20 protein-coding genes are annotated in these 20975 nt (G+C 33.4%); 17 read left to right on the forward strand and 3 right to left on the reverse strand.

The features are described 5' to 3' along the window. The first annotated feature begins 41 nt into the window (after positions 1–41). From LG649_RS09425 to LG649_RS09500, 16 genes are all read left to right on the forward strand, one after another. Positions 42–1334, forward strand: coding sequence for a hypothetical protein (locus tag LG649_RS09425; protein WP_226543583.1), 1293 nt, complete (start codon positions 42–44; stop codon positions 1332–1334). After that, the gene (locus LG649_RS09430) at positions 1335–2096 is read left to right on the forward strand and encodes an MbnP family protein (protein ID WP_226543584.1); all 762 of its coding nucleotides are present in this window, start codon (positions 1335–1337) and stop codon (positions 2094–2096) included. Positions 2097–2098: 2 nt separating this feature from the next. Further along, positions 2099–3166, forward strand: coding sequence for a cytochrome-c peroxidase (locus LG649_RS09435; protein WP_226543585.1), 1068 nt, complete (start codon positions 2099–2101; stop codon positions 3164–3166). Positions 3167–3257: 91 nt separating this feature from the next. Further along, a complete protein-coding gene (locus tag LG649_RS09440) occupies positions 3258–3587 on the forward strand; it encodes a HesB/IscA family protein (RefSeq protein ID WP_044633079.1) in 330 nt (109 codons plus the stop codon). Positions 3588–3603: 16 nt separating this feature from the next. Then, positions 3604–5052 carry a Fe-S cluster assembly protein SufB gene (gene sufB, locus LG649_RS09445; protein WP_226543586.1) on the forward strand — a complete coding sequence of 483 codons (1449 nt, stop codon included), beginning with the start codon at positions 3604–3606 and terminating at the stop codon, positions 5050–5052. A 54-nt stretch (positions 5053–5106) separates the two neighbouring features. Next, positions 5107–5526, forward strand: coding sequence for a hypothetical protein (locus tag LG649_RS09450; RefSeq protein ID WP_226543587.1), 420 nt, complete (start codon positions 5107–5109; stop codon positions 5524–5526). Position 5527: 1 nt separating this feature from the next. Further along, on the forward strand, positions 5528–6280 hold the full coding sequence (sufC, locus tag LG649_RS09455) for a Fe-S cluster assembly ATPase SufC (RefSeq protein ID WP_226543588.1): 753 nt from the start codon (positions 5528–5530) through the stop codon (positions 6278–6280). Between the two features lie 68 nt (positions 6281–6348). Next, positions 6349–7662: a Fe-S cluster assembly protein SufD gene (sufD, locus tag LG649_RS09460; protein WP_226543589.1), complete on the forward strand. Its 1314-nt coding sequence runs from the start codon at positions 6349–6351 to the stop codon at positions 7660–7662. Positions 7663–7776: 114 nt separating this feature from the next. Continuing rightward, positions 7777–8991, forward strand: a complete 1215-nt coding sequence (locus LG649_RS09465) for an aminotransferase class V-fold PLP-dependent enzyme (protein ID WP_226543590.1) — start codon at positions 7777–7779, stop codon at positions 8989–8991. A gap of 55 nt (positions 8992–9046) precedes the next feature. Further along, a complete protein-coding gene (locus LG649_RS09470) occupies positions 9047–9820 on the forward strand; it encodes an META domain-containing protein (RefSeq protein WP_226543591.1) in 774 nt (257 codons plus the stop codon). 116 nt (positions 9821–9936) lie between these two features. Further along, positions 9937–10359, forward strand: coding sequence for a SufE family protein (locus LG649_RS09475; protein WP_226543592.1), 423 nt, complete (start codon positions 9937–9939; stop codon positions 10357–10359). A gap of 93 nt (positions 10360–10452) precedes the next feature. Next, positions 10453–10779, forward strand: coding sequence for an SUF system Fe-S cluster assembly protein (locus LG649_RS09480; RefSeq protein ID WP_226543593.1), 327 nt, complete (start codon positions 10453–10455; stop codon positions 10777–10779). Between the two features lie 10 nt (positions 10780–10789). After that, positions 10790–12631, forward strand: coding sequence for an ABC transporter ATP-binding protein (locus LG649_RS09485; RefSeq protein WP_226543594.1), 1842 nt, complete (start codon positions 10790–10792; stop codon positions 12629–12631). An 18-nt stretch (positions 12632–12649) separates the two neighbouring features. Then, on the forward strand, positions 12650–13159 hold the full coding sequence (locus tag LG649_RS09490; RefSeq protein ID WP_226543595.1) for a DUF2480 family protein: 510 nt from the start codon (positions 12650–12652) through the stop codon (positions 13157–13159). 77 nt (positions 13160–13236) lie between these two features. Further along, positions 13237–14175, forward strand: coding sequence for a DUF3078 domain-containing protein (locus LG649_RS09495; RefSeq protein WP_226543596.1), 939 nt, complete (start codon positions 13237–13239; stop codon positions 14173–14175). An 82-nt stretch (positions 14176–14257) separates the two neighbouring features. Next, entirely contained in the window at positions 14258–14956 is a 699-nt protein-coding gene (locus LG649_RS09500; RefSeq protein ID WP_226543597.1) for a hypothetical protein, read from the forward strand. A gap of 7 nt (positions 14957–14963) precedes the next feature. Here the strand turns inward: LG649_RS09500 and LG649_RS09505 are convergent, their stop codons facing one another. Next, positions 14964–17264, reverse strand: coding sequence for a transglycosylase domain-containing protein (locus tag LG649_RS09505; protein ID WP_226543598.1), 2301 nt, complete (start codon positions 17262–17264; stop codon positions 14964–14966). After that, positions 17248–18471, reverse strand: coding sequence for a GTPase HflX (gene hflX / locus LG649_RS09510; protein WP_226543599.1), 1224 nt, complete (start codon positions 18469–18471; stop codon positions 17248–17250). Before hflX ends, LG649_RS09505 begins: the two co-directional genes overlap by 17 nt. A gap of 73 nt (positions 18472–18544) precedes the next feature. Between hflX and LG649_RS09515 the strand changes: the two genes are divergently transcribed. Next, complete coding sequence (locus tag LG649_RS09515) at positions 18545–19513, forward strand: endonuclease/exonuclease/phosphatase family protein (protein WP_226543600.1); 969 nt, start codon at positions 18545–18547, stop codon at positions 19511–19513. Positions 19514–19515: 2 nt separating this feature from the next. Here LG649_RS09515 and LG649_RS09520 read toward each other — a convergent pair whose 3' ends face one another. Then, positions 19516–20940: a DUF5689 domain-containing protein gene (locus LG649_RS09520; protein ID WP_226543601.1), complete on the reverse strand. Its 1425-nt coding sequence runs from the start codon at positions 20938–20940 to the stop codon at positions 19516–19518. Positions 20941–20975: the final 35 nt, after the last annotated feature.

Raw genomic sequence — 20975 nt, forward strand, 5'->3', positions numbered from 1 at the left:
TCAATATGAAAAGTCAAAGTGTTTTTTTCGTACTTCTTTTATTGAAATTACTTGTAAGTTGTTCTTCGGAAAATGAATCTTCAAAAACTTCAGCACCAGAAATCAATTTTATCAAAACACTAGGCGGAAGCAATAATGATAGTGCAGAATCGGTTGTTTCTACTGCTGATGGTGGTTACGCTATTTTGGGTTATACACAAAGTTTTGATGGCGATGTAACAGAAAAAAGTAATGATGCATTCAACTTTTGGCTTTTAAAATTTGACGCTTCACATGTTTTGCAATGGCAAAAAAACTACGGCGGAAGTAATGATGATAGAGGTAGTAGTATAATTGAAACTCAAGATGGTGGCTTTGCCATTTTAGGTTACAGCCAAAGTACAGATTTAGATGTAAACGAAAACGCAGGAGCTAAAGATTATTGGGTACTTAAATTAAACGCCTTAGGCGAACAGCAATGGCAAAACAACTTTGGTTTTATTGGTGATGATAGCGGTATTTCAATTATACAAACTAACGATTCAGGGTATTTATTAACAGGGGTTTTAGATGTTTCAGCATCCGAAGGACAAGGAAATAGTAAAGTTTCAGATATTAAACATGCGGGTGGCGATTATTGGGCTATTAAACTTGGTAATTCAGGGAATTTAGAGTGGAGCCAATATTTTGGAGGTACTTTTACCGATACGCCTTATGCAGTAGTGCAAACCAACGATAATGGTTTTATTTTAGTAGGATCTTCAGATAGTAATGATGTAGATATTTCATCAAACAAAGGGTCGTACGATTTTTGGGTTGTTAAACTGTCTGAAACAGGAGTATTAGTTTGGGAGAAATCTTTTGGAGGAACAGAAATAGATGAAGCTAGAGCTATTACAAAAACTAGCGATAATAATTATGTAATTGTTGGCGATACTAGAAGTAACGATACCGACGTTTCATTAAATAACGGTGCTGCCGATTTGTGGGTTATAAAAATTAACGATTCTGGAGATTTAATCTGGGAAAAAACTTTTGGAGGTACAAGTTTTGATGCTGGTCGTTCAGTATTTTTAACCAACGACGATGGGTTTTTAATTTCAGGAAGCTCAAGAAGTGTAGATGGTAATGTAAATAAAAACGAAGGTCAAAACGATGCTTGGGTTTTAAAACTCGATGAAAATGGTAATCTGCAATGGCAACAAACTATAGGAGGTAGCGAAATAGATTATTTTTATGATGCTGCCCAACTCAGCGATGGTAGTTTTATTGCAGTAGGCGAGTCAAGCAGTGCAAATGCAGATATTCTGGAAAACAAAGGGTTTTCAGATCTGTTAATTTTAAATTTAAAATAAATGAAAAAAATAGCCTCAATATTATGTTTATGTTTAATTGTTTTTTCTTGCCATGAAGATAAAGACGACAATATTACAAACACTAGCATAGTTTTTAATTTTTCGCATAATTGGGATGGAGAAGAAGTGTCTAGTAGTAATTTTAATACTATTCAATATACAAATGCTAACGGCGAGCAATTAAGTATAGAAAAACTAAGATATCTTATTTCAAGAATAACATTTACTAACCTAAATGGAGAAGCTTATGTTTTAGAAGGTTATAATCTTGTTGATGTTACAAATAATTCGGGTTTAACGTTTTCATCTTCAACCGAAATCCCGTTTGATACTTATACGGTTTCATTCGTTTTTGGTTTTAATAACGATGATAACTATCAAAATTATACCGATTTAAATTCAGAATCTTGGAATGTGCCAGAAGCACTTGGTGGTGGTTACCACTATATGCAGTTAGAAGGTAAGTTTATCGATAACGCTTCCGCGGAAGTGGGCTACGCATATCATGCTATTCGAGCTGTTGATGCAACCGAAGACGAGTTAGAATTTACAGATACTTTTATTGAAGTAGATTTAGGTGAATTTGAACTTGTAAACAATGTTGTTTTTAATGTTGAAATGAATATTGCTGAGTGGTTTAAAAGCCCAAACACTTGGGATTTAAATGAGCTTAATAATGCGCTTATGCCAAATCATGATGCACAAGTTATGATGTTTCAAAATGGGCAAAATGTGTTTAGTTTAAATTCCATTGAACAGTAGTTGTGAAAAATTGGTTTTTGCATATAAGTGTTTTAATAAGTTTGTTGTCTTGTGATAATGAATCGGTTGAAAATTATAGCAACTCACCAACTTTAAGCCCGCTACAGATTCCAGAATTATTTCAGGAAAATATAATAAACCCAGTTATACCAAACGATAATCCGCAAACAGTTGAAGGTGTAGCTTTAGGTAAAAAATTGTTTTTCGATTCTGTGTTGTCTGGAAACAATACTCAAGCTTGCGCTACTTGCCATATGCCCGAAAATGCTTTTTCGGATAATTTAGCTTTTAGTTTGGGGGCAGAGGGTGTTTCAGGAATTCGAAATGCAATGCCACTGTTTAATTTAGCTTGGAACTATAACGAAAATTTCTTTTGGGATGGTAGTGTTTTTAGTTTGGAACATCAAGCATTTGTGCCAGTTACAGATTCGCTTGAAATGAAAAATTCATGGGAAAACGTTGTTGCAAAACTGCAAAATGATTCAGAATATCCAGAGTTGTTTCAGCAAGCCTTTCAAACTTCAATAATCGACTCTGCTTTAGTGGTTCAAGCTATCGCTCAGTTCGAACGTACGTTAATATCTTCAAATTCAAAATTCGATAAATATCTTTTGGGAGAAACAGAGTTAACTTCAGAAGAACTTGAGGGGTTTAATGTGTTTATGGATGAGGAAAGAGGCGATTGTTTTCATTGTCATGGTAGCGATAAAAATCCGCTCTGGACAGATAACGATTTTCATAATAATGGTCTAGACGAAACATTTATAGATTTGGGTTTGGGGGCTGTGTCTGGTGATCCTGCCGATAACGGAAAATTTAAAACGCCATCTTTACGCAATTTGGCTTTTACAGCGCCATATATGCATGATGGTCGTTTTGCTACAATCGATGAGGTTATTAATCATTACAGCGAGGGTCTTAAAAATTCTTCAACAATCGATCCTTTAATGAAAAAAGTTGCCCAAGGCGGTGTAGGTTTGTCTGAAACAGATAAAACTAATCTTAAGGCGTTTTTGTTAGCTTTAACTGATTATGAGTTTGTTACAAATGCAGACTTTCTCGATCTATAAAAAAAAGCTATAAAACTATATAGTAATATAATGTTAGGTTATGTTGAAATACACGTCTTAAATTGTATATTTGCACTCAATAAAAAACAATATGATAAAAGTTTCTGAAACAGCAAAAAAGAAAGTTATTGAGCTTATGAACGATGACGGCTTTAACCCCAGTACAGACTATGTGCGTGTGGGTGTAAAAAGCGGTGGTTGTTCTGGGTTGTCTTACGATTTAAAGTTCGACAAAGAAAGCAATGACGATGATAAAGTTTTTGAAGATAATGGTGTGAAAATTATTGTCGATAAAAAAAGCTTTTTGTATCTTATAGGTACAACTTTAGAATATTCAGGAGGTTTAAACGGAACTGGATTTGTGTTTAATAATCCAAACGCCAACCGCACATGTGGTTGCGGGGAGTCGTTTTCATTATAATAATTAAGAAAGCATTATGTCGAAATATACCGAGGATGATTTAAGAGAAGAATTAAAAACCAAAGAATACGAATATGGTTTTTATACAGATATAGAATCTGAAACATTTCCTGTTGGGTTAAACGAAGATATTGTTCGTGCTATTTCAAAAAAGAAAGAAGAGCCAGAATGGATGACCGAATGGCGCTTAGAGGCTTTTAGGGTTTGGCAAAATATGGAAGAGCCAGAGTGGGCGAACGTTAATTATGAGAAGCCAGATTTTCAGGCTATTTCTTATTATTCTGCACCAAATAGTAAGCCAAAGTACGACAGTTTAGATGAGGTAGATCCAGAGTTGTTAGCAACTTTCGAGAAGTTAGGAATTTCTCTAGACGAGCAGAAAAAATTAGCAGGAGTCGCTATGGATGTAGTGGTAGATTCTGTTTCTGTTGCTACAACTTTTAAAAAGACTTTAGGTGAAAAAGGAATTATTTTTATGAGTATTTCTGAGGCTATAAAAGAGCATCCAGAACTTGTGAAAAAATATATTGGTACAGTTGTGCCTCAAAAAGATAATTTTTACGCAGCTTTAAACTCTGCTGTTTTTAGTGATGGTAGTTTTTGTTACATACCAAAAGGTGTAAAATGCCCAATGGAGCTGTCTACATATTTCCGTATAAATCAAGCCGGAACTGGTCAGTTTGAAAGAACGTTAGTAATTGCAGACGAAGGTAGTTACGTAAGTTACCTAGAAGGTTGTACAGCCCCAAGTCGCGACGAAAACCAGTTGCACGCAGCGGTTGTAGAGTTAATTGCTTTAGATGATGCAGAGATAAAATACTCAACTGTACAAAACTGGTTTCCAGGAAATGCCGAAGGTAAAGGTGGTGTTTTCAATTTTGTAACCAAACGTGGTTTATGCGAGAAAAACGCAAAAATTTCATGGACGCAAGTAGAAACTGGTTCTGCTGTAACCTGGAAATACCCAAGTTGTGTGTTAAAAGGCGATAATTCGGTAGGTGAGTTTTACTCAATAGCAGTTACAAATAACTACCAGCAAGCCGATACCGGTACAAAAATGATTCATTTAGGTAAAAACACTAAATCAACCATTATATCAAAAGGTATTTCGGCAGGAAAATCGCAAAATAGTTACCGTGGTTTAGTTCAAGTAAATTCTAGAGCAGAAAACGCACGCAACTTTTCACAATGTGATAGTTTATTAATGGGTAACGAATGTGGTGCACATACATTCCCTTACATCGAGGCAAAAAATAAAACAGCTAAAATAGAACACGAAGCAACAACAAGTAAAATTGGTGAAGATCAAATTTTTTACTGTAACCAACGTGGTATAGATACCGAAAAAGCGATCGCATTAATTGTAAACGGGTTTAGTAAAGAGGTGTTAAATAAATTACCAATGGAGTTTGCTGTTGAGGCTCAAAAACTATTAGAAATAAGTTTAGAAGGTAGCGTAGGATAAATTTTAAATACACACTTTGTAACGTTAAAGTGTTTGTGGAATTAAGTTTTCAAAATGAAAAAAATCATTTATTTATTATTTGTGCTTATCGCTTTTACAAATTGTAAAAACGATACAAAAACTAAACCAGAAGATGTGCCAGTAGCTACCGATAAAAGTAGTGAGCGTACAGAAAAGCAAAGCGATGGTTTAACCTTGTTAAAAGGGGAATTTGTTTATTTTGGAGATGCCGCAGTATTGCAAACACATAACGAAATTTATGGAGTTTATGTTACCGATAAAATGCTAGAGCTCGATGCAAAGGCAAAACAATATAAAAGGCAGCCAACCGATATGGTTGATGTTATAATTAGAGGAAAAATTACAAATAAAAAAGACGATAAAATTCTTTGGGAAAATAAAGTTGAAATTGTTGAGATAATTAATGTTTCTAAACCAAAGGAAAGTAGCAACGTTGTAAAATTAGAACAATAGGATGTTAAAAATTAACGATTTACACGCAAGTGTTGAGGACAAGGATATTTTAAAAGGCATAAACCTTGAAGTAAAACCAGGAGAAGTTCACGCTATTATGGGGCCAAACGGTTCTGGTAAAAGTACGTTAGCTTCAGTAATTGCTGGAAAAGAAGATTATGAAGTACAGAAAGGATCAATTTCTTTTAATGGAGAAGCTATTGAAGAGTTAGATGCTGAAGAGCGTGCTCACAAAGGTATCTTTTTATCGTTTCAATATCCAGTAGAAATTCCTGGAGTTTCAGTAACTAACTTTATAAAAACAGCTATAAACGAATCGCGTAAAGCACAAGGTTTAGAAGAAATGCCTGCTAAAGACATGCTAAAACTTATTCGCGAAAAAGCCGATTTATTAGAGATAGATCGTAATTTCTTATCACGTTCTTTAAACGAAGGTTTTTCGGGAGGTGAGAAAAAACGTAACGAAATTTTCCAAATGGCTATGTTAGATCCAAAATTGGCAATTCTTGATGAAACCGATTCTGGTCTAGATATCGATGCACTTCGTATTGTAGCAAATGGTGTAAACAAACTTAAAAGTAAAGACAATTCTGTAATTGTAATTACGCACTACCAACGTTTGTTAGATTATATTGTTCCAGATTACGTACACGTACTTTACAAAGGTAAAATTGTAAAATCAGGTACTAAAGAGTTAGCTCACGAACTTGAAGCTAAAGGTTACGATTGGATTAAAGAAGAAGTTAACGCGTAATTATTAGTAAACCAGTGTTTAGTTTCAGTAAACTTAAAAACTGAATCGATCACTGTAAACTGAAAAAAATGGATTTAAAAGACAAATTACTATCATCGCATTTAGTATTCGAAGACCGTTCAGATATGGGATCATATGTGAATAATTTACGAAACGATGCTATAAAAGTATTTCAAGAAAAAGGCTTTCCTAGTAAAAAAGATGAAGCCTGGAAATACACCTCTTTAAACAAAGTTTTAAGCGAAGACTATTGCGTTTTTCCGAAACAAGAAACCGCTTTAGAATATAACGATGTAAAAAAATATTTTATTCACGATATAGATACTTATAAAATTGTATTTATAGATGGTAAATATTCATCGCACCTATCACAAACCACACACGAAGGTATCGATGTTTGCCTAATGTCGTCAGCGTTATGTAAACCAAAATATCGTTTAGTTATAGAAAATTATTTTAATAAAGCCGCAGAAAGCGATAGCTTATCAGCTTTAAACACGGCATTTTCAAGCGAAGGCGCATACATCCATATTCCAAAAAATAAATTGGTAGAAAAACCAATTCAAATAATACACTTCTCAACAGGTAACGAAGCAGCAATTATGTTGCAACCTCGTAATTTAATTGTTGTAGACGAGAATTCGCATGTTCAAATTATAGAACGTCACCAAAGTTTAACCAATAATCCGGTATTAACTAATAGCGTAACAGAAATTTTTGCAGCAAAACGTGCTATTGTAGATTATTACAAAATACAAAACGATAACGCCAATGCATCGTTAATAGACAATACGTTTATTAAGCAAAAGCAAAGTAGTTTAGCATCTGTACACACATTCTCTTTTGGAGGTAAGTTAACACGTAACAACCTTAATTTTTATCAAAATGGAGAGCGTATCGATTCTACACTAAAAGGTGTAACTATTATTGGAAACAAACAACATGTAGACCATAATACGCTAGTGCATCATATCGAGCCAAATTGCGAAAGTCATCAAGATTATAAAGGTATTTTCGACGAAAATTCAACAGGTGTTTTTAACGGTAAAGTTGTTGTAGAAAAAGAAGCGCAAAAAACAAATGCATTTCAAGCCAACAATAACATTTTAGTAAGCGATAAAGCTACTATTAATACCAAACCACAACTTGAAATTTTTGCAGACGATGTAAAATGTTCACACGGTTGTACCATTGGTCAGTTAGACGAAAGTGCTATGTTTTATATGCAATCACGTGGTATTCCAAAAAAAGAAGCTAAAGCATTATTAATGTTTGCATTCAGTAACGATGTATTAAGCTCGGTAAAAATACCAGAGTTAAAACAACGCATTACAAAAATTATAGCCAATAAATTAGGAGTAAGTTTAGGTTTCGATTTATAGTCCTAAAAGCATTTTTAGAATTTAATTTTTTTTGAAGCTAATCCCGCTTTCGGCAGTCGCTTCCCTATCGGGCGAGCTCCAACAAATGCCTCAATCGGGGCTAAACACAACATCATGTTTAAAGTAGAAAATATACGAAAAGATTTCCCAATACTGTCCAGACAAGTAAACGGTAAACCTTTGGTGTATTTCGATAATGCAGCAACATCGCAAACACCACAACAAGTTATAGATGTAATTGTAGATTATTACTCAAACTACAACGCTAATATACATCGTGGTGTGCATGCTTTAAGCCAAGAAGCAACCGATTTATACGAGCAAGCACGATATAAAATACAAGCACATTTTAACGCTAAACATGCTCACGAAATAATTTATACTTCAGGAACTACACATGGTATAAATTTAGTAGCCAACGGGTTTTCTACAATCTTAAAAAAGGGCGACGAAATTATAGTATCAGCTTTAGAGCATCATAGTAATATAGTACCTTGGCAAATGCTTTGCGAGCGTACAGGAGCCAGTTTAAAAGTAATACCAATGAACCAAAATGGAGAGTTGGAAATTAAGGCATTCGAAACGTTAATAAACCAGAATACAAAGCTTGTTTTTGTAAATCATATTTCAAATGCTTTAGGAACAATAAATCCTATAGAGCATATTATAAAAAAAGCACACGAAGTTGGGGCAGCTGTTTTGGTTGATGGCGCACAATCTAGCCCGCATATTAAACCAGATGTTCAAGCGTTAGATGTCGATTTTTATGTAGTTTCAGCCCACAAAATGTGTGGTCCAACAGGTGTTGGCGTATTGTATGGTAAAGAAGATTGGCTTAACAAATTACCACCATACCAAGGTGGAGGAGAAATGATTGCCGAAGTAACTTTCGAAAAAACTACCTATGCGGCTTTACCACATAAATTTGAAGCAGGAACACCAAATATTTGTGGTGGCATAGCCTTTGGTGCAGCCATCGATTATATGAATGCCGTAGGTTTCGATGCCATTGCAGCATACGAGCATGAACTTTTAAAATATGCTACAAATAAACTTTTAGAAATAGAAGGTTTAAAAATATACGGTACTTCAAAACATAAAACATCGGTAATTTCATTTAATTTAGAAGGTATTCATCCATACGACGTTGGTACTATTCTCGATAAATTAGGGGTTGCAGTTCGTACAGGTCACCACTGCGCTCAACCCATAATGGATTATTTTAAAATTCCAGGTACCGTGCGAGCTTCATTTGCATTTTATAACACAAAATCTGAAATAGATATTTTAGTTGAAGGCGTTAAAAAAGCAAAAATGATGTTGTCTTAAAAATAACTTTGGCTTCCTTTTTGTATTATTAATTCAGAATAAAAATCTTTTTAAAATGAAAAGTTTAATAATGCTTGTTTGCGCTATTTTAATAAAATGCGGTAGCACAAAAACTGAATATCAATTAATGCAAAACAATCCAGAAATACACACTAATCTTAGTGGAGATTACACCATTACAATGCTTAGCGGTAACGATGTAACACCTTATAAACTAAATATAAATTTTGATAAGGAAACTAATAAAGTAGCTGGTTTTTCGGGCTGTAATAGGTTTTTTGGTAGTTATATTTTAAACGATTTAGCTTTAAAATTTAACAATTTAGCTTCTACTAGAAAAATGTGTGCTCCAGAGCAGAATGCTATTGAAAGTAAACTTCTTAATATATTAAATAAAGCCACTTCGGTTAAGTATAATGCAAATGGCTTTTCACTATATAATAACAACCAAGTTGTTTTAAAAGCAGAACAAGAAGCATTAAAAATTGAATATATAGCAACATCAAGAGGTATTTATAAAGAAATAAGTGTTAACCGAAACAAAATAGAAACTTACGCTAAAAGTGGAGGAACGCCAATTATAAAGCCATGTGAAACTTCAAATTGGAATACAATTTTAAAGCATATAAAAAACCTTGATGTTTCAACAATTTCAGAATTGAAAGCGCCAAGTCATAAATATGCGTTCGATGGTGCGGCACTAGCTCATTTAAAAATAACGAAAAACGGAAAGACTTATAAGTCGGCGCCTTTCGATCATGGAAATCCACCAGCAGAAATATCTAATCTCGTTAAAGAAATCTTATCTCTTTCAGAAAACATTGAATAGCATTAATTCTTGTTGTATTTTTGTATTTAAATTGATGTTGTAAAGCAAGGTTTTGGCGAAACCTTTTCATTTTTTAAAAATAAAATTGAAATCTTTCAACTAAAAAAATTGTACACGTGACTATAGAAGAAATACAAAATGAAATTATAGACGAATTCTCAATGTTTGAAGATTGGGAAGAACGTTACCAGTACATGATAGATCTTGGTAAAGATTTACCTTTAATTGACGACCAATATAAAACCGATAATAATATTATAAAAGGTTGCCAAAGTAAAGTTTGGGTACATGCAGAAATGAATGATGATAAAGTTGATTTTACTGCCGATAGCGACGCTATTATTACAAAAGGTATTATTGCCATATTAATTCGTGTATTTTCTAATCAACACCCAAAAGATATTATTGAAGCTAACACCGATTTTATTGATAAAATTGGGTTAAAAGAGCATTTATCGCCAACGCGTGCTAATGGTTTGGTTAGTATGGTAAAACAACTTAAAATGTATGCTATTGCTTACCAAACACAGTTAAAGTAACACAGCTTTATCTTGAATTTAAAAAGCAAAGCTTTTTAGTAACAGTTTCGTATTTGTTTTAAAAAATTACGAAACAGAATAAATAATTAAAAAATGAGTGAAACAAATATAGATACAGCCGAATTAGGAGAAAAAATAGTTGTTGTACTTAAAACTATTTACGATCCTGAAATACCAGTAGATATTTACGAGTTAGGTTTAATTTACGATGTATTTGTAAATGAAGATAACGACGTTAAAATTTTAATGACTCTTACAACACCTAATTGCCCAGTGGCAGAAACTTTACCTCAGGAGGTTGAAGAGAAAGTAAAATCGCTTGATCAGGTAAACAATGCAGAGGTTGAAATTACTTTCGACCCGCCATGGACACAAGAGCTTATGAGCGAAGAAGCCAAGTTGGAATTGGGTATGCTATAAAACTTAAAGCATGGTTAATCGTGGGCCAAGGTCGTTTAAAGATAGTAAAAGAAAAAAAGTTGATTTAAAAACATCTTTTAATGCTTTAGTTTACATTCCGCGTTTCTTTAAAGAAATTTGGAATGTAAATAAAAAGCTATTTTTACTTACAGCATTTTGCAGACTAATAGCCGCATTATTGCCTGTTATTATTTTATGGGTAGGTAAATTAATTATAGATGAAATTATTTACCAAATTTCTTTAGAGGTTACAGACTATTCACAACTTTGGGGTTACGTTGGTTTAGAGTTTGGTTTAGTTATTCTTTCCGATTTAATAAGTAGAGCCGTTTCACTTACCGATGGTTTGTTGGGCGACCAATACAACATTGCCACTTCGGTAACTATTATTCGAAAAACCAATCAAATAAATATAAGTTTATTAGAAGATGCCGAGTTTTACGATAAACTAGAACGCGCCAGAACACAAACAACAGGCCGTGTAGGTTTAATGTCTAATGTTTTAGGGCAGTTGCAAAGTGCTATTTCTATAACTACTTTAGTTGCTGGTTTAGTAATTTTCGATCCTTATTTAATTATTTTACTGGTTTTAAGTATAATTTCTTCGTTTATAAACGAAATCCGTTTTAGCCAACAGCAATACTCTTTGGCTAGAAGTTGGACATCAGAACGAAGAGAACTAGATTACCTACGTTTTATTGGAGCTAACGATAAAACAGCTAAAGAAATTAAGCTTTTTAATTTAACCGACTTTGTTGTAAATCGTTTTAAAAATCTATCAGAAGAATATTTCGAACTCAATAAAAAACTAGCTGTAAAGCGGTCGGCATTAGGTTTTCTGTTTAACGTTTTAGGTTCGTTAAGTTATTATGGCGCTTATGTTTTTATTATTTATCGTGTACTTTCCGGAGCCATAACTTTAGGAGAATTAACGTTTTTATCAGGATCTTTTAATCGTTTAATGAAGAATTTACAAGAGTTCTTCTCCAAATTTACACGCATAGCAGAAAGCGCACTTTACTTAAAAGATTATTTCGATTTTGTAGATATTTCGGTAAAACCAGAAGTTAACGAAGATTTACCTTTACCTAAAGAAATTAAACAAGGTTTCGAGTTTAAAGATGTGTATTTTCATTATCCAGAATCTGAAAAAGATATTATAAAGGGTATTAATTTTACCCTTAAATCAGGCGAAAAAATGGCTTTTGTTGGCCAAAACGGAGCAGGAAAAACAACTTTAACCAAATTGTTATTACGTTTTTACGAGCCAACTTCAGGAGAAATTTTATTAGATGGTATCAATATAAACCGTTACAAAAAATCGGAATATCAAGCTTTTTTTGGAGTGATTTTTCAAGACTTTTTTAAATATGAATTTACTGTAAAAGAAAATATAGCCATTGGAAGTATTACAGAATTAGAAAATCAATTAAAAATTGAAAATGCGGCCGAATTAAGTTTGGCGAGTGGTGTGGTTAGCGAATTAAAATATGGCTACAACCAACGTTTAGGTAAACGTTTTTCTAATGGGCAAGAGCTCTCTGGCGGGCAATGGCAAAAGGTAGCTTTGGCGCGAGCTTACATGAAAGATGCCGAAGTTATTATTTTAGACGAGCCAACATCGGCTCTAGATGCTAAAGCCGAAAGTGAAGTTTTTGGCCGATTTATTGGGCTAACAGAAAGTAAAACAAGTATTATTATTTCACATAGGTTTAGTACTGTTAGGCAAGCCGATAGAATTTTGGTTTTACAAGATGGTAAAGTTTTAGAAATAGGAACTCACGAAGAGTTAATGCAAAACAAAACGTTATATTCTGAACTCTTTTCCCTTCAAGCAGAAGGTTATCAATAACAAAAAATATGGCATATTATGGCAGATGAAATTATAAATCGCGTGGCGAATAGTAAACTAGTTACCTTAGATTTAGAAGATTTTTATCCTGAAGGAAAACGTGTTCTTTTCGATATAAAAGATTGGCTTTTTGAAGGTTTTGTACTTCGAGAAAATGACTTTAGGGCGCAAGTAAATGAACACCATTGGTCGCAATACCAAGATAATTATGTGGCGCTTACTTGTAGTAGCGATGCTATAATTCCTGGTTGGGCATATATGTTGTTAAGTTTGCATTTAGAGCCCTTCGCAAAAAAAACAATTGTAGGCAATTTAGAAGCTCTAGAAACTTCAATTTACCAAGACATTATAAACGATTTGGAGGTATCTGAATATACTGATAAACCTGTAATTATTAAAGGTTGTTCTAAAAAACCTGTGCCTCAAAATGCTTACATAATGCTTGCCAATAAGGTTAAAAAAGTAGCGAAATCAATAATGTATGGCGAAGCTTGTTCTTCGGTGCCGCTTTTCAAAAAAAAATCCTAAAATTTAGTGACTCTAAACTAAATCGAGGGTCATAACCGTATATTTGTATAAACTTTCAAAATAAAATTTAAACTTAAATGAAAAAAGTACTAGTATTAGGATTGTTGTTTTTAGGAGTTATTTCTACAAACGCACAAACTAAAGAAGAATTACAAGCACAAAAAGCAGAAAAGCAAGCAATTGCTGATAAAGCTCAAGGCGAAGCTAATGCTATTCAAGCGCAAATTGATGCCTTACCAGGATGGAGAATTGGTGCTTTTGGTACAATTGGAGGTAGTATATCTGGTTTTAATAACTGGTATTCGCAATCTGCTCCAAATTTAAATTCAGGAAATATTGGTTTTACCTTTAATGCGTTTGCAAACCAAATTCAAGACAAATATTTCTGGAGAAACTCATTAACTTCTAACTTAAGTTGGATTAAGTATGATGACAGAGATGATGATACTGACAATGATAGCTTTGAGCCAGCAACAGATATCTTCAACATATCATCTTTATATGGTTATAAATTATCTGAAAAATTAGCAGTTTCAGCTTTAGCTGAATACAGAACGACGCTATTAGAAAACTTTAACGATCCTGGTTATTTAGATGTTGGTGTTGGTATTACATGGACGCCAATAACAAACCTTTTAGTTGTTGTACACCCATTAAACTACAACTTTGTTTTTGCTGATAACGATGCTGTTTTCGAATCGTCTTTAGGTGCAAAAATAGTTGCTGATTATACAAGAAAAATTGGTGCAATAAACTTTAAAACAAACTTATCTGCTTTCCAAAGCTACAAGTCTAGTGACTTATCTAACTGGACTTGGACAAACTCTTTCAGCTACACGTTATGGAAGAAAATTGGTGTTGGATTCGATTTTGGTTTAAGAGACAACAAACAAGAAGCTTTAAATTATATTCAAACACTTGATGTAGCTGATGGTGGTGATGAAGATGCTACTTTTGATAGTATTGACAATAAATTACAAACTTATTACACAGTTGGTTTAAGCTATAGCTTCTAATTGAAAAAGAAATAAAAAAACAGGAAAAAGCCGCTTATATTGTAAGCGGCTTTTTTTTATTTTTAGGGTAAATAAAACCGTTATGAAAGCTAAGCATAATAAAGATTTACAACATTCCGATTATAGAATACGAAAGCTTATAGGTGTTCTAGGTCTTTTTTTGCCAATTTTAGTTTATTTTTCTGGTGAAGAATTATTGGCATCTATAAGTCATTATTATTATAAGCCACTGCCGTCATTATTTTTCATAATTATTTTATCGGTTTTTGGATTGTTTTTGCTGTCGTATAAAGGCTATAAATTCGATTCTAAAACAGAAACTATAAGCGACGATATTTTAACCAATATTGGTGGTATTGCGGCATTAGTTGTTGTTTTTGTGCCAACGTGTTGCAAAGAAAGTTTAAGTGCGAGTATCGATATTGTTTGTAGAGATGGTAACTACCCGTTGTTAGGTCACGGCAACACATTTAAAAATACAATACATTTAGTAGCTGCAGGAGTTTTTATGTTTACCATGGGTTGGATGTCTAAATTTAAATTTACAAGAAGCTCTAACGATGTTAATAATACTATTTATAAAATTTGCGGAAACTTAGTCTGGGCATCAATAGCATTAATTGTTGTTTTTATTATTTTAGAAGATTACGACATTGTGTTAACCAAATATTATGTGTTTATTTTTGAAACTACAGCAATAATTCCCTTTGGAATATCTTGGCTTGTTAAAGGTGAAGTTTTAGATAATGTAAGTGATATATTTGCTAAAAAAGAGAAGTAATTAATATTTACTTCTCATCTTCTGAGTTGAAATTTTTCGCTTTTTTCTTCTTACCAAATATGCGTTTTAAAAAGCCATCTCGTTTTTCTGGTTCGCAGTTTAAATCTTCTATAACTTTAGAATCTGGTTTATCAAATCTACTTTTAGTAATAGAATTAAATTCGGTATTCGCATTTAATTTTTGATAAAATTTTGCGAAAATTGGTAAGGCGGAATTAGCGCCTTGGCCTAAGCCTGTACTTTTAAACCCAATGCTATGGTTGTCGTTTCCAACCCAAGTTACGGTAACCAAATTAGGTGTTAAGCCAACAAACCAACCATCTTTATTGTTTTGGGTGGTTCCTGTTTTACCAGCAATATCGTTTGTTAAACCATAAGTGTTTCGTAATCGAGAAGCCGTTCCAGAGTTTACTGTAGCTTTCATTATTTCTAACATGACTTCTTTTGTGTAATCGCTAAAAGCTTCAGTTTTATTTATTTCTGGTTTAAATTCAGCAATTAAATTACCATGCTTATCTTCAATTCTGGTTATGGCATACGGTTTAATACTATGTCCGTTGTTTAAAAAACTAGCATAAGCTCCGGTTAATTCTTTTAAATTAATTTCGGCAACGCCAAGCGCTAACGAAGGTTCTTCCGGAAGCGTTTTAGTAATACCTAGTTTTTTAACTTGGTTAATAACCTTAGGAATACCAACTTCGTTAAACACCTTAACGGCAATTGTGTTTATTGAATTGCTTAAGGCTTTTTCTAGGGTGTAGTTTATGTACGGATCTTCTTCTTTGCTACCAGAATTACTAGGCGTCCAATTATCGTAATTTTTATAAGTAACCTCAGAAAGTGAAAAATAAGTGCAAGGTTTCATGCCATTTTCAATAGCCGCGGTATAAACAAAAGGTTTAAATGTAGAGCCAACTTGCCTTTCGCTTTGCGATACATGGTCGTATTTAAAATACCGGTAATCAATACCTCCAATATAGGTTTTAATGGCACCAGTTTTTGGTTCAATAGATAGCATGCCAGTATTTAAAAGCTTCAAATAATGCTGTAAACTATCAATAGTCGATATGTTTTGAATGGTGTCTCCTTCCCAATTAAAAACTTCCATATCGCGTTTAACCGATAAAGAATCAATTATTTGCTGATGGGATAAACCTTTTTCTTTTAAAATTTTATAGGTTTTATGCTTTTTTATTGTGGCTTCAAGTAAAGCTGAATTTTTTTTCCAAGGCGAATTTTTTCCATAGGAAGCTTCAAAAGCAGTTTGTAATTTGGTTAAATGCGATGCCATAGCTTCTTCAGCTAAACGCTGCATATCAGAATTTAAAGTGGTGTAAACTTTTAATCCATCTTTATATAAGTTGTATTCGGTATCATCAGCTTTATTAATAGAGTCTAAAATTTGAGTAAGCTCTTGCTTAACTTGTTCCCTAAAATATGGTGCAATACCAACGTCGTGGTTAAAAGAATGGTAGCTTAAATTTACATCGTGTTTACTTAAAACGTTTAGAGAATCTTGCGGTAAATAATTGTATTTCACCATTTGGTTAAGCACAACATTTCGGCGCTCTTTACAGCGCTCTTGATGCAATCTTGGGTTGTAATAATTATTGGCTTTTAGTGTGCCAACAAGCAATGCAGCTTCGTTTTTTGTTAGTTTTTTAGCCGATTTGTTGAAAAACTTTTGTGCTGCACTTTCGATGCCGTAAGTGTTATCGGGAAACGGAACGGTATTAAAATACAGTGTTAAAATATCGTTTTTAGAGTAAATTTCTTCAATACGTTTGGCAATTATAGCTTCTTTAAATTTATTGACTATTATGCCCACAATTGGGTAATGTTTGCGTCCAAACAGGTTTTTTGCTAATTGTAATGTTATGGTACTACCACCCCCAGCCGATTTATCGCGAAGCAGAATACTTTTTATAAACACGCGCCCTAAACTTACATTATCTACACCGTCGTGTTCGTAAAACCTGGCATCTTCGGTGGCAACTAAAGCTTGGATTAAATGTTCTGGAAAATCTTCAAATTGTAGAGGTTGCCTATCGTAAATATAATATTTGCCTATAAGTTTTTTATTAGAATCTAGAATTTGTGTAGCTTCTTCTTGTTTAATAGAACTTAGGTCTTCTTTGGTGGGTAGTTTGCCAAAAAGCCCTAAATAAATACTTACGTAAAGCCCAATAAAAAATAAAATAATTACTCCAATACCTATAAAACTAAACTTTACCCACTTCTTTTTTAAAAAAGCAGTTAGTTTAGTTTTAAAGCGGTTTGTTTTTTTGTTTTTAGGCGTTGTCTGCATCTAATTCGTCGTAGTCTGGATATAAAAAGTGATTGTACGGAAAACGTGTTACGTGAATTTCTCTAACTTCATCGTAAACTCGTTTTTTAAAATCGTCAAGATTCTTTTTATTTAACGCAGAAATAAACAAAGCATTGTTTCCAATTTTGTTCATCCATGTGCTTTTCCATTCTTCTAGACTGTAATGCTTTTCGGTGCGTTCGGTTTCTAAATCGTCCTCATCAAGCGGTTCGGCTTGGTAAGCATCAATTTTATTAAAAACCATAATGGTTGGTTTGTCGCTACTATCAATTTCTCCTAAAATTTTGTTTACAGATTCAATATGTTCTTCAAAATTAGGATGCGAAATGTCAACAACATGTAATAGTAAATCGGCTTCTCGAACTTCATCTAAAGTACTTTTAAAACTATCTACAAGTTGGGTTGGCAGTTTACGAATAAACCCTACTGTGTCGCTTAATAAAAAAGGTAAATTTTGTATTACAACTTTACGAACTGTAGTGTCTAGCGTAGCAAAAAGTTTGTTTTCGGCAAATACTTCACTTTTACTAATAACATTCATGAGTGTAGATTTACCAACGTTGGTGTAACCAACAAGTGCTACGCGAACCATTTTGCCACGGTTACTTCGTTGCACAGCCATTTGTTTGTCAATGGTTTTAACTTTTTCTTTTAGCAATGCAATCTTATCGCGAACAATACGTCTATCAGTTTCAATTTCGGTTTCACCCGGACCACGCATACCAATACCACCTCGTTGGCGTTCAAGGTGCGTCCACATACCTCGTAAACGTGGTAATAAATACTCGCATTGCGCAAGTTCTACTTGGGTTCTTGCGTAACTTGTTTTAGCACGTTGTGCAAAAATATCTAGAATTAAATTGGTTCTGTCTAGTACTTTTATGTTAAGTATTTTACTTATGTTTCGCTCTTGAGTTGCAGAGAGTTCGTCATCAAAAATAGCAGTTCCTACATTATGTTCTTCAACATATTGGCGTACTTCTTCCATTTTACCAGTACCAATAAAGGTTTTAGGGTTAGGAAACTCCATTTTTTGGGTAAAACGCTTTACAGCATAACCACCAGCGGTAAAGGTTAAAAACTCTAATTCATCCAGATATTCTTTAAGTTTTGTTTCGTCTTGGTCTTTAGTAATAATTCCAACTAAAACTGTTTTTTCAAAATCTAATTCTTTTTTCTCTATCATATTTTAAAATATAAACAAATTTAATTAATTGTTGGGCTTATATTTTCATATTTTTGATGTTAAATTTTTATTAATGACTGATATTTTTGATGACATTCCGGTAAGAGATGATTTACAAACTATTGCCTTTTATAACCTTGAAAATTTATTTGATATACACAAAGATAGAAATACTCATGATAGCGATTTTTTGCCAACATCTGTAAAACGATGGACACCAAAGCGCTACGATAATAAACTTAGGAAATTAAGTTATGCCATTTCTAATATAGGCAAGCGCGAAACCGGTAAAAATCCTGCTATTGTTGGTTTAGCTGAAGTTGAAAATGCTACAGTTATTCAAGATTTACTGAATTATAAACATTTAGAAAATTATAATTACGGATTTGTGCATTACGATTCTCCAGATGAACGCGGTATAGATGTTGCCTTAATTTACGATAAAGCTAATTTTGAAGTTTTACATTCTGAAACGTATAGCGTTTTACTTAGAGATGACGATGGTTCGCCAGATTATACCAGAGATATACTTTTAGTTTCTGGGAAATTAGATGAAGAAAATGTACATGTTATTGTAACGCATTGGTCGTCTAGACGCGAAGGGCAGAAGGAAACCGAGTTCAAACGTATGGTATCATCAAATAAGGTGGTGGAAATTATAGCGAAGTTAAAACAAGAGAATGAAGATGCTAAAATTATAGTTATGGGCGATTTTAACGATGAACCCGATAATAAAAGCATTAAAAATTTAGTTGATAATTGCGGACTTTATAACCCTATGGAAACTTTACGTTCTTTTAGTCGCGGTACAACATATCATCATAGAAAATGGAATTTGTTCGATCAAATTATGTTTACAACCAATTACTTTAAAAACTCGAATAATGAATTTGAATTTTTTAAAGCAAATATTTTTGATGAAGATTTTTTAAAAACCTTTAGTGGTCGTTACAAAGGTTCGCCTTTTAGAACTTATGTTGGTAAAAAATATAATGGAGGTTATAGCGATCATTTTCCTGTTTATACGGTTTTTAAGAAGTAGTTTTACTCTACATAATCAACACTAATTTCATCTAACTCATAAATACCATCAAAAGAATCAATACCGCCTCCAGTAAATTTAAAGGCAATGTATAGTGTTCCGGTTTGGCATGATAAATCTATGGTTCCGGAATTAAACCAAGTCGCAAAAGAATCGGTGTCTTGTACAATGTATGCATCAGCAAACACACCCCAATTTGCTGAGGTAATTGTAGCTTCGTTGCCATCCCAATCTTGTGAATATAAAACTTCCATAAAACTACTATCGGCTAAACTATTTGAAGTTTTAAAGCGAAGTGTTTCGCCATCGTGTTCATCTAAATTTATAGCTGGTGTAATTAACCAGCCTATGTTGCTAACATCACCAGAGCTGGCACATTGAAATCTGCAAGAACGCCCCAAAGAGGCGTTTGATGAGGTTGATGAGTAACCTTCCCAAGCTTCAGTTCCGGTTTCAATGTAATTCGTCCAACCTTCAATTTCAACAAAGCGGTTGTTACTTTGGTCTTCAAAATCTTGGTATAATAAATTGTTAGCGCCTAAAGTTTCAGCTAATCCGCATTCCCATTCTGCAGGATCACATCTATTAGTGTTTTCAAAATTAACGTCTTCAGAAGAATTTACAATAAGCACATTAAAATCATCACCAAAATCTCTAGAAAAAACCCCTGTGATATGTCCTTGACCTTGCGGAACGACTAAAGCATTAAAATCGGCAAATGTGCTGGTTTGTAAAAAGGTAGATACACCAGTTTCACAGCTTTCTAGTAGCCTAAAACCATCAAACTCATCGAAGGATTCAGCAGAAAAAGTTCTTCCCATTTCATACCGATTAAGTTGCATGTTTTCTAATTGAATAAGCGTATTTAAATCGGCACTAGTTAAGGTTTCAAAACCTGCTATTTTTGGTGAAATATCTGCGATTTCGTTAGTTCTTAAAATGATATCTTGATATTCTGATGCTTGAATTTGTTCTACTTCAGCAGCATTACCTTTGCCAATTGTTATAACACCATTAGATTCTCCAATGGTTAAATCGTTCATTTTTACATAAATTTTTTGTCCTATTTGGTAGGTGTCACTTAAGCTGCCGGCGTTTATGCTAATTGAAAACCCTAGCCTTGGGTCGTTATCTGGGTTGCTATCGTCTGTTTTATTTTGAATGATGAGTTCTTCGAAAAAATTACCATATTTATCGGTTGAAATTACATAGCCTTGAATATATAAATCGGTATCGCTATAAATTTTTGCGGTTGAATTTCCGTTATTTACCGCTTGTTCGTAAAGCGATTTTATAGCCGAAAATGTGGTGATGTTACTTTCGGGAATTATAGGGTCTTCTGTAGAAATGTCTGGAATACTTAAATCTTCATTATTCACACAGGAAAATAGAAAAGCGAATAGTATTACGGGGATTATTTTTTTCATCTGTTTTAATATGTTTTGATGTCATGCTGAACTCG

It is taken from the genome of Neotamlana laminarinivorans (assembly GCF_020523925.1).
Lineage (GTDB): Bacteria > Bacteroidota > Bacteroidia > Flavobacteriales > Flavobacteriaceae > Neotamlana > Neotamlana laminarinivorans.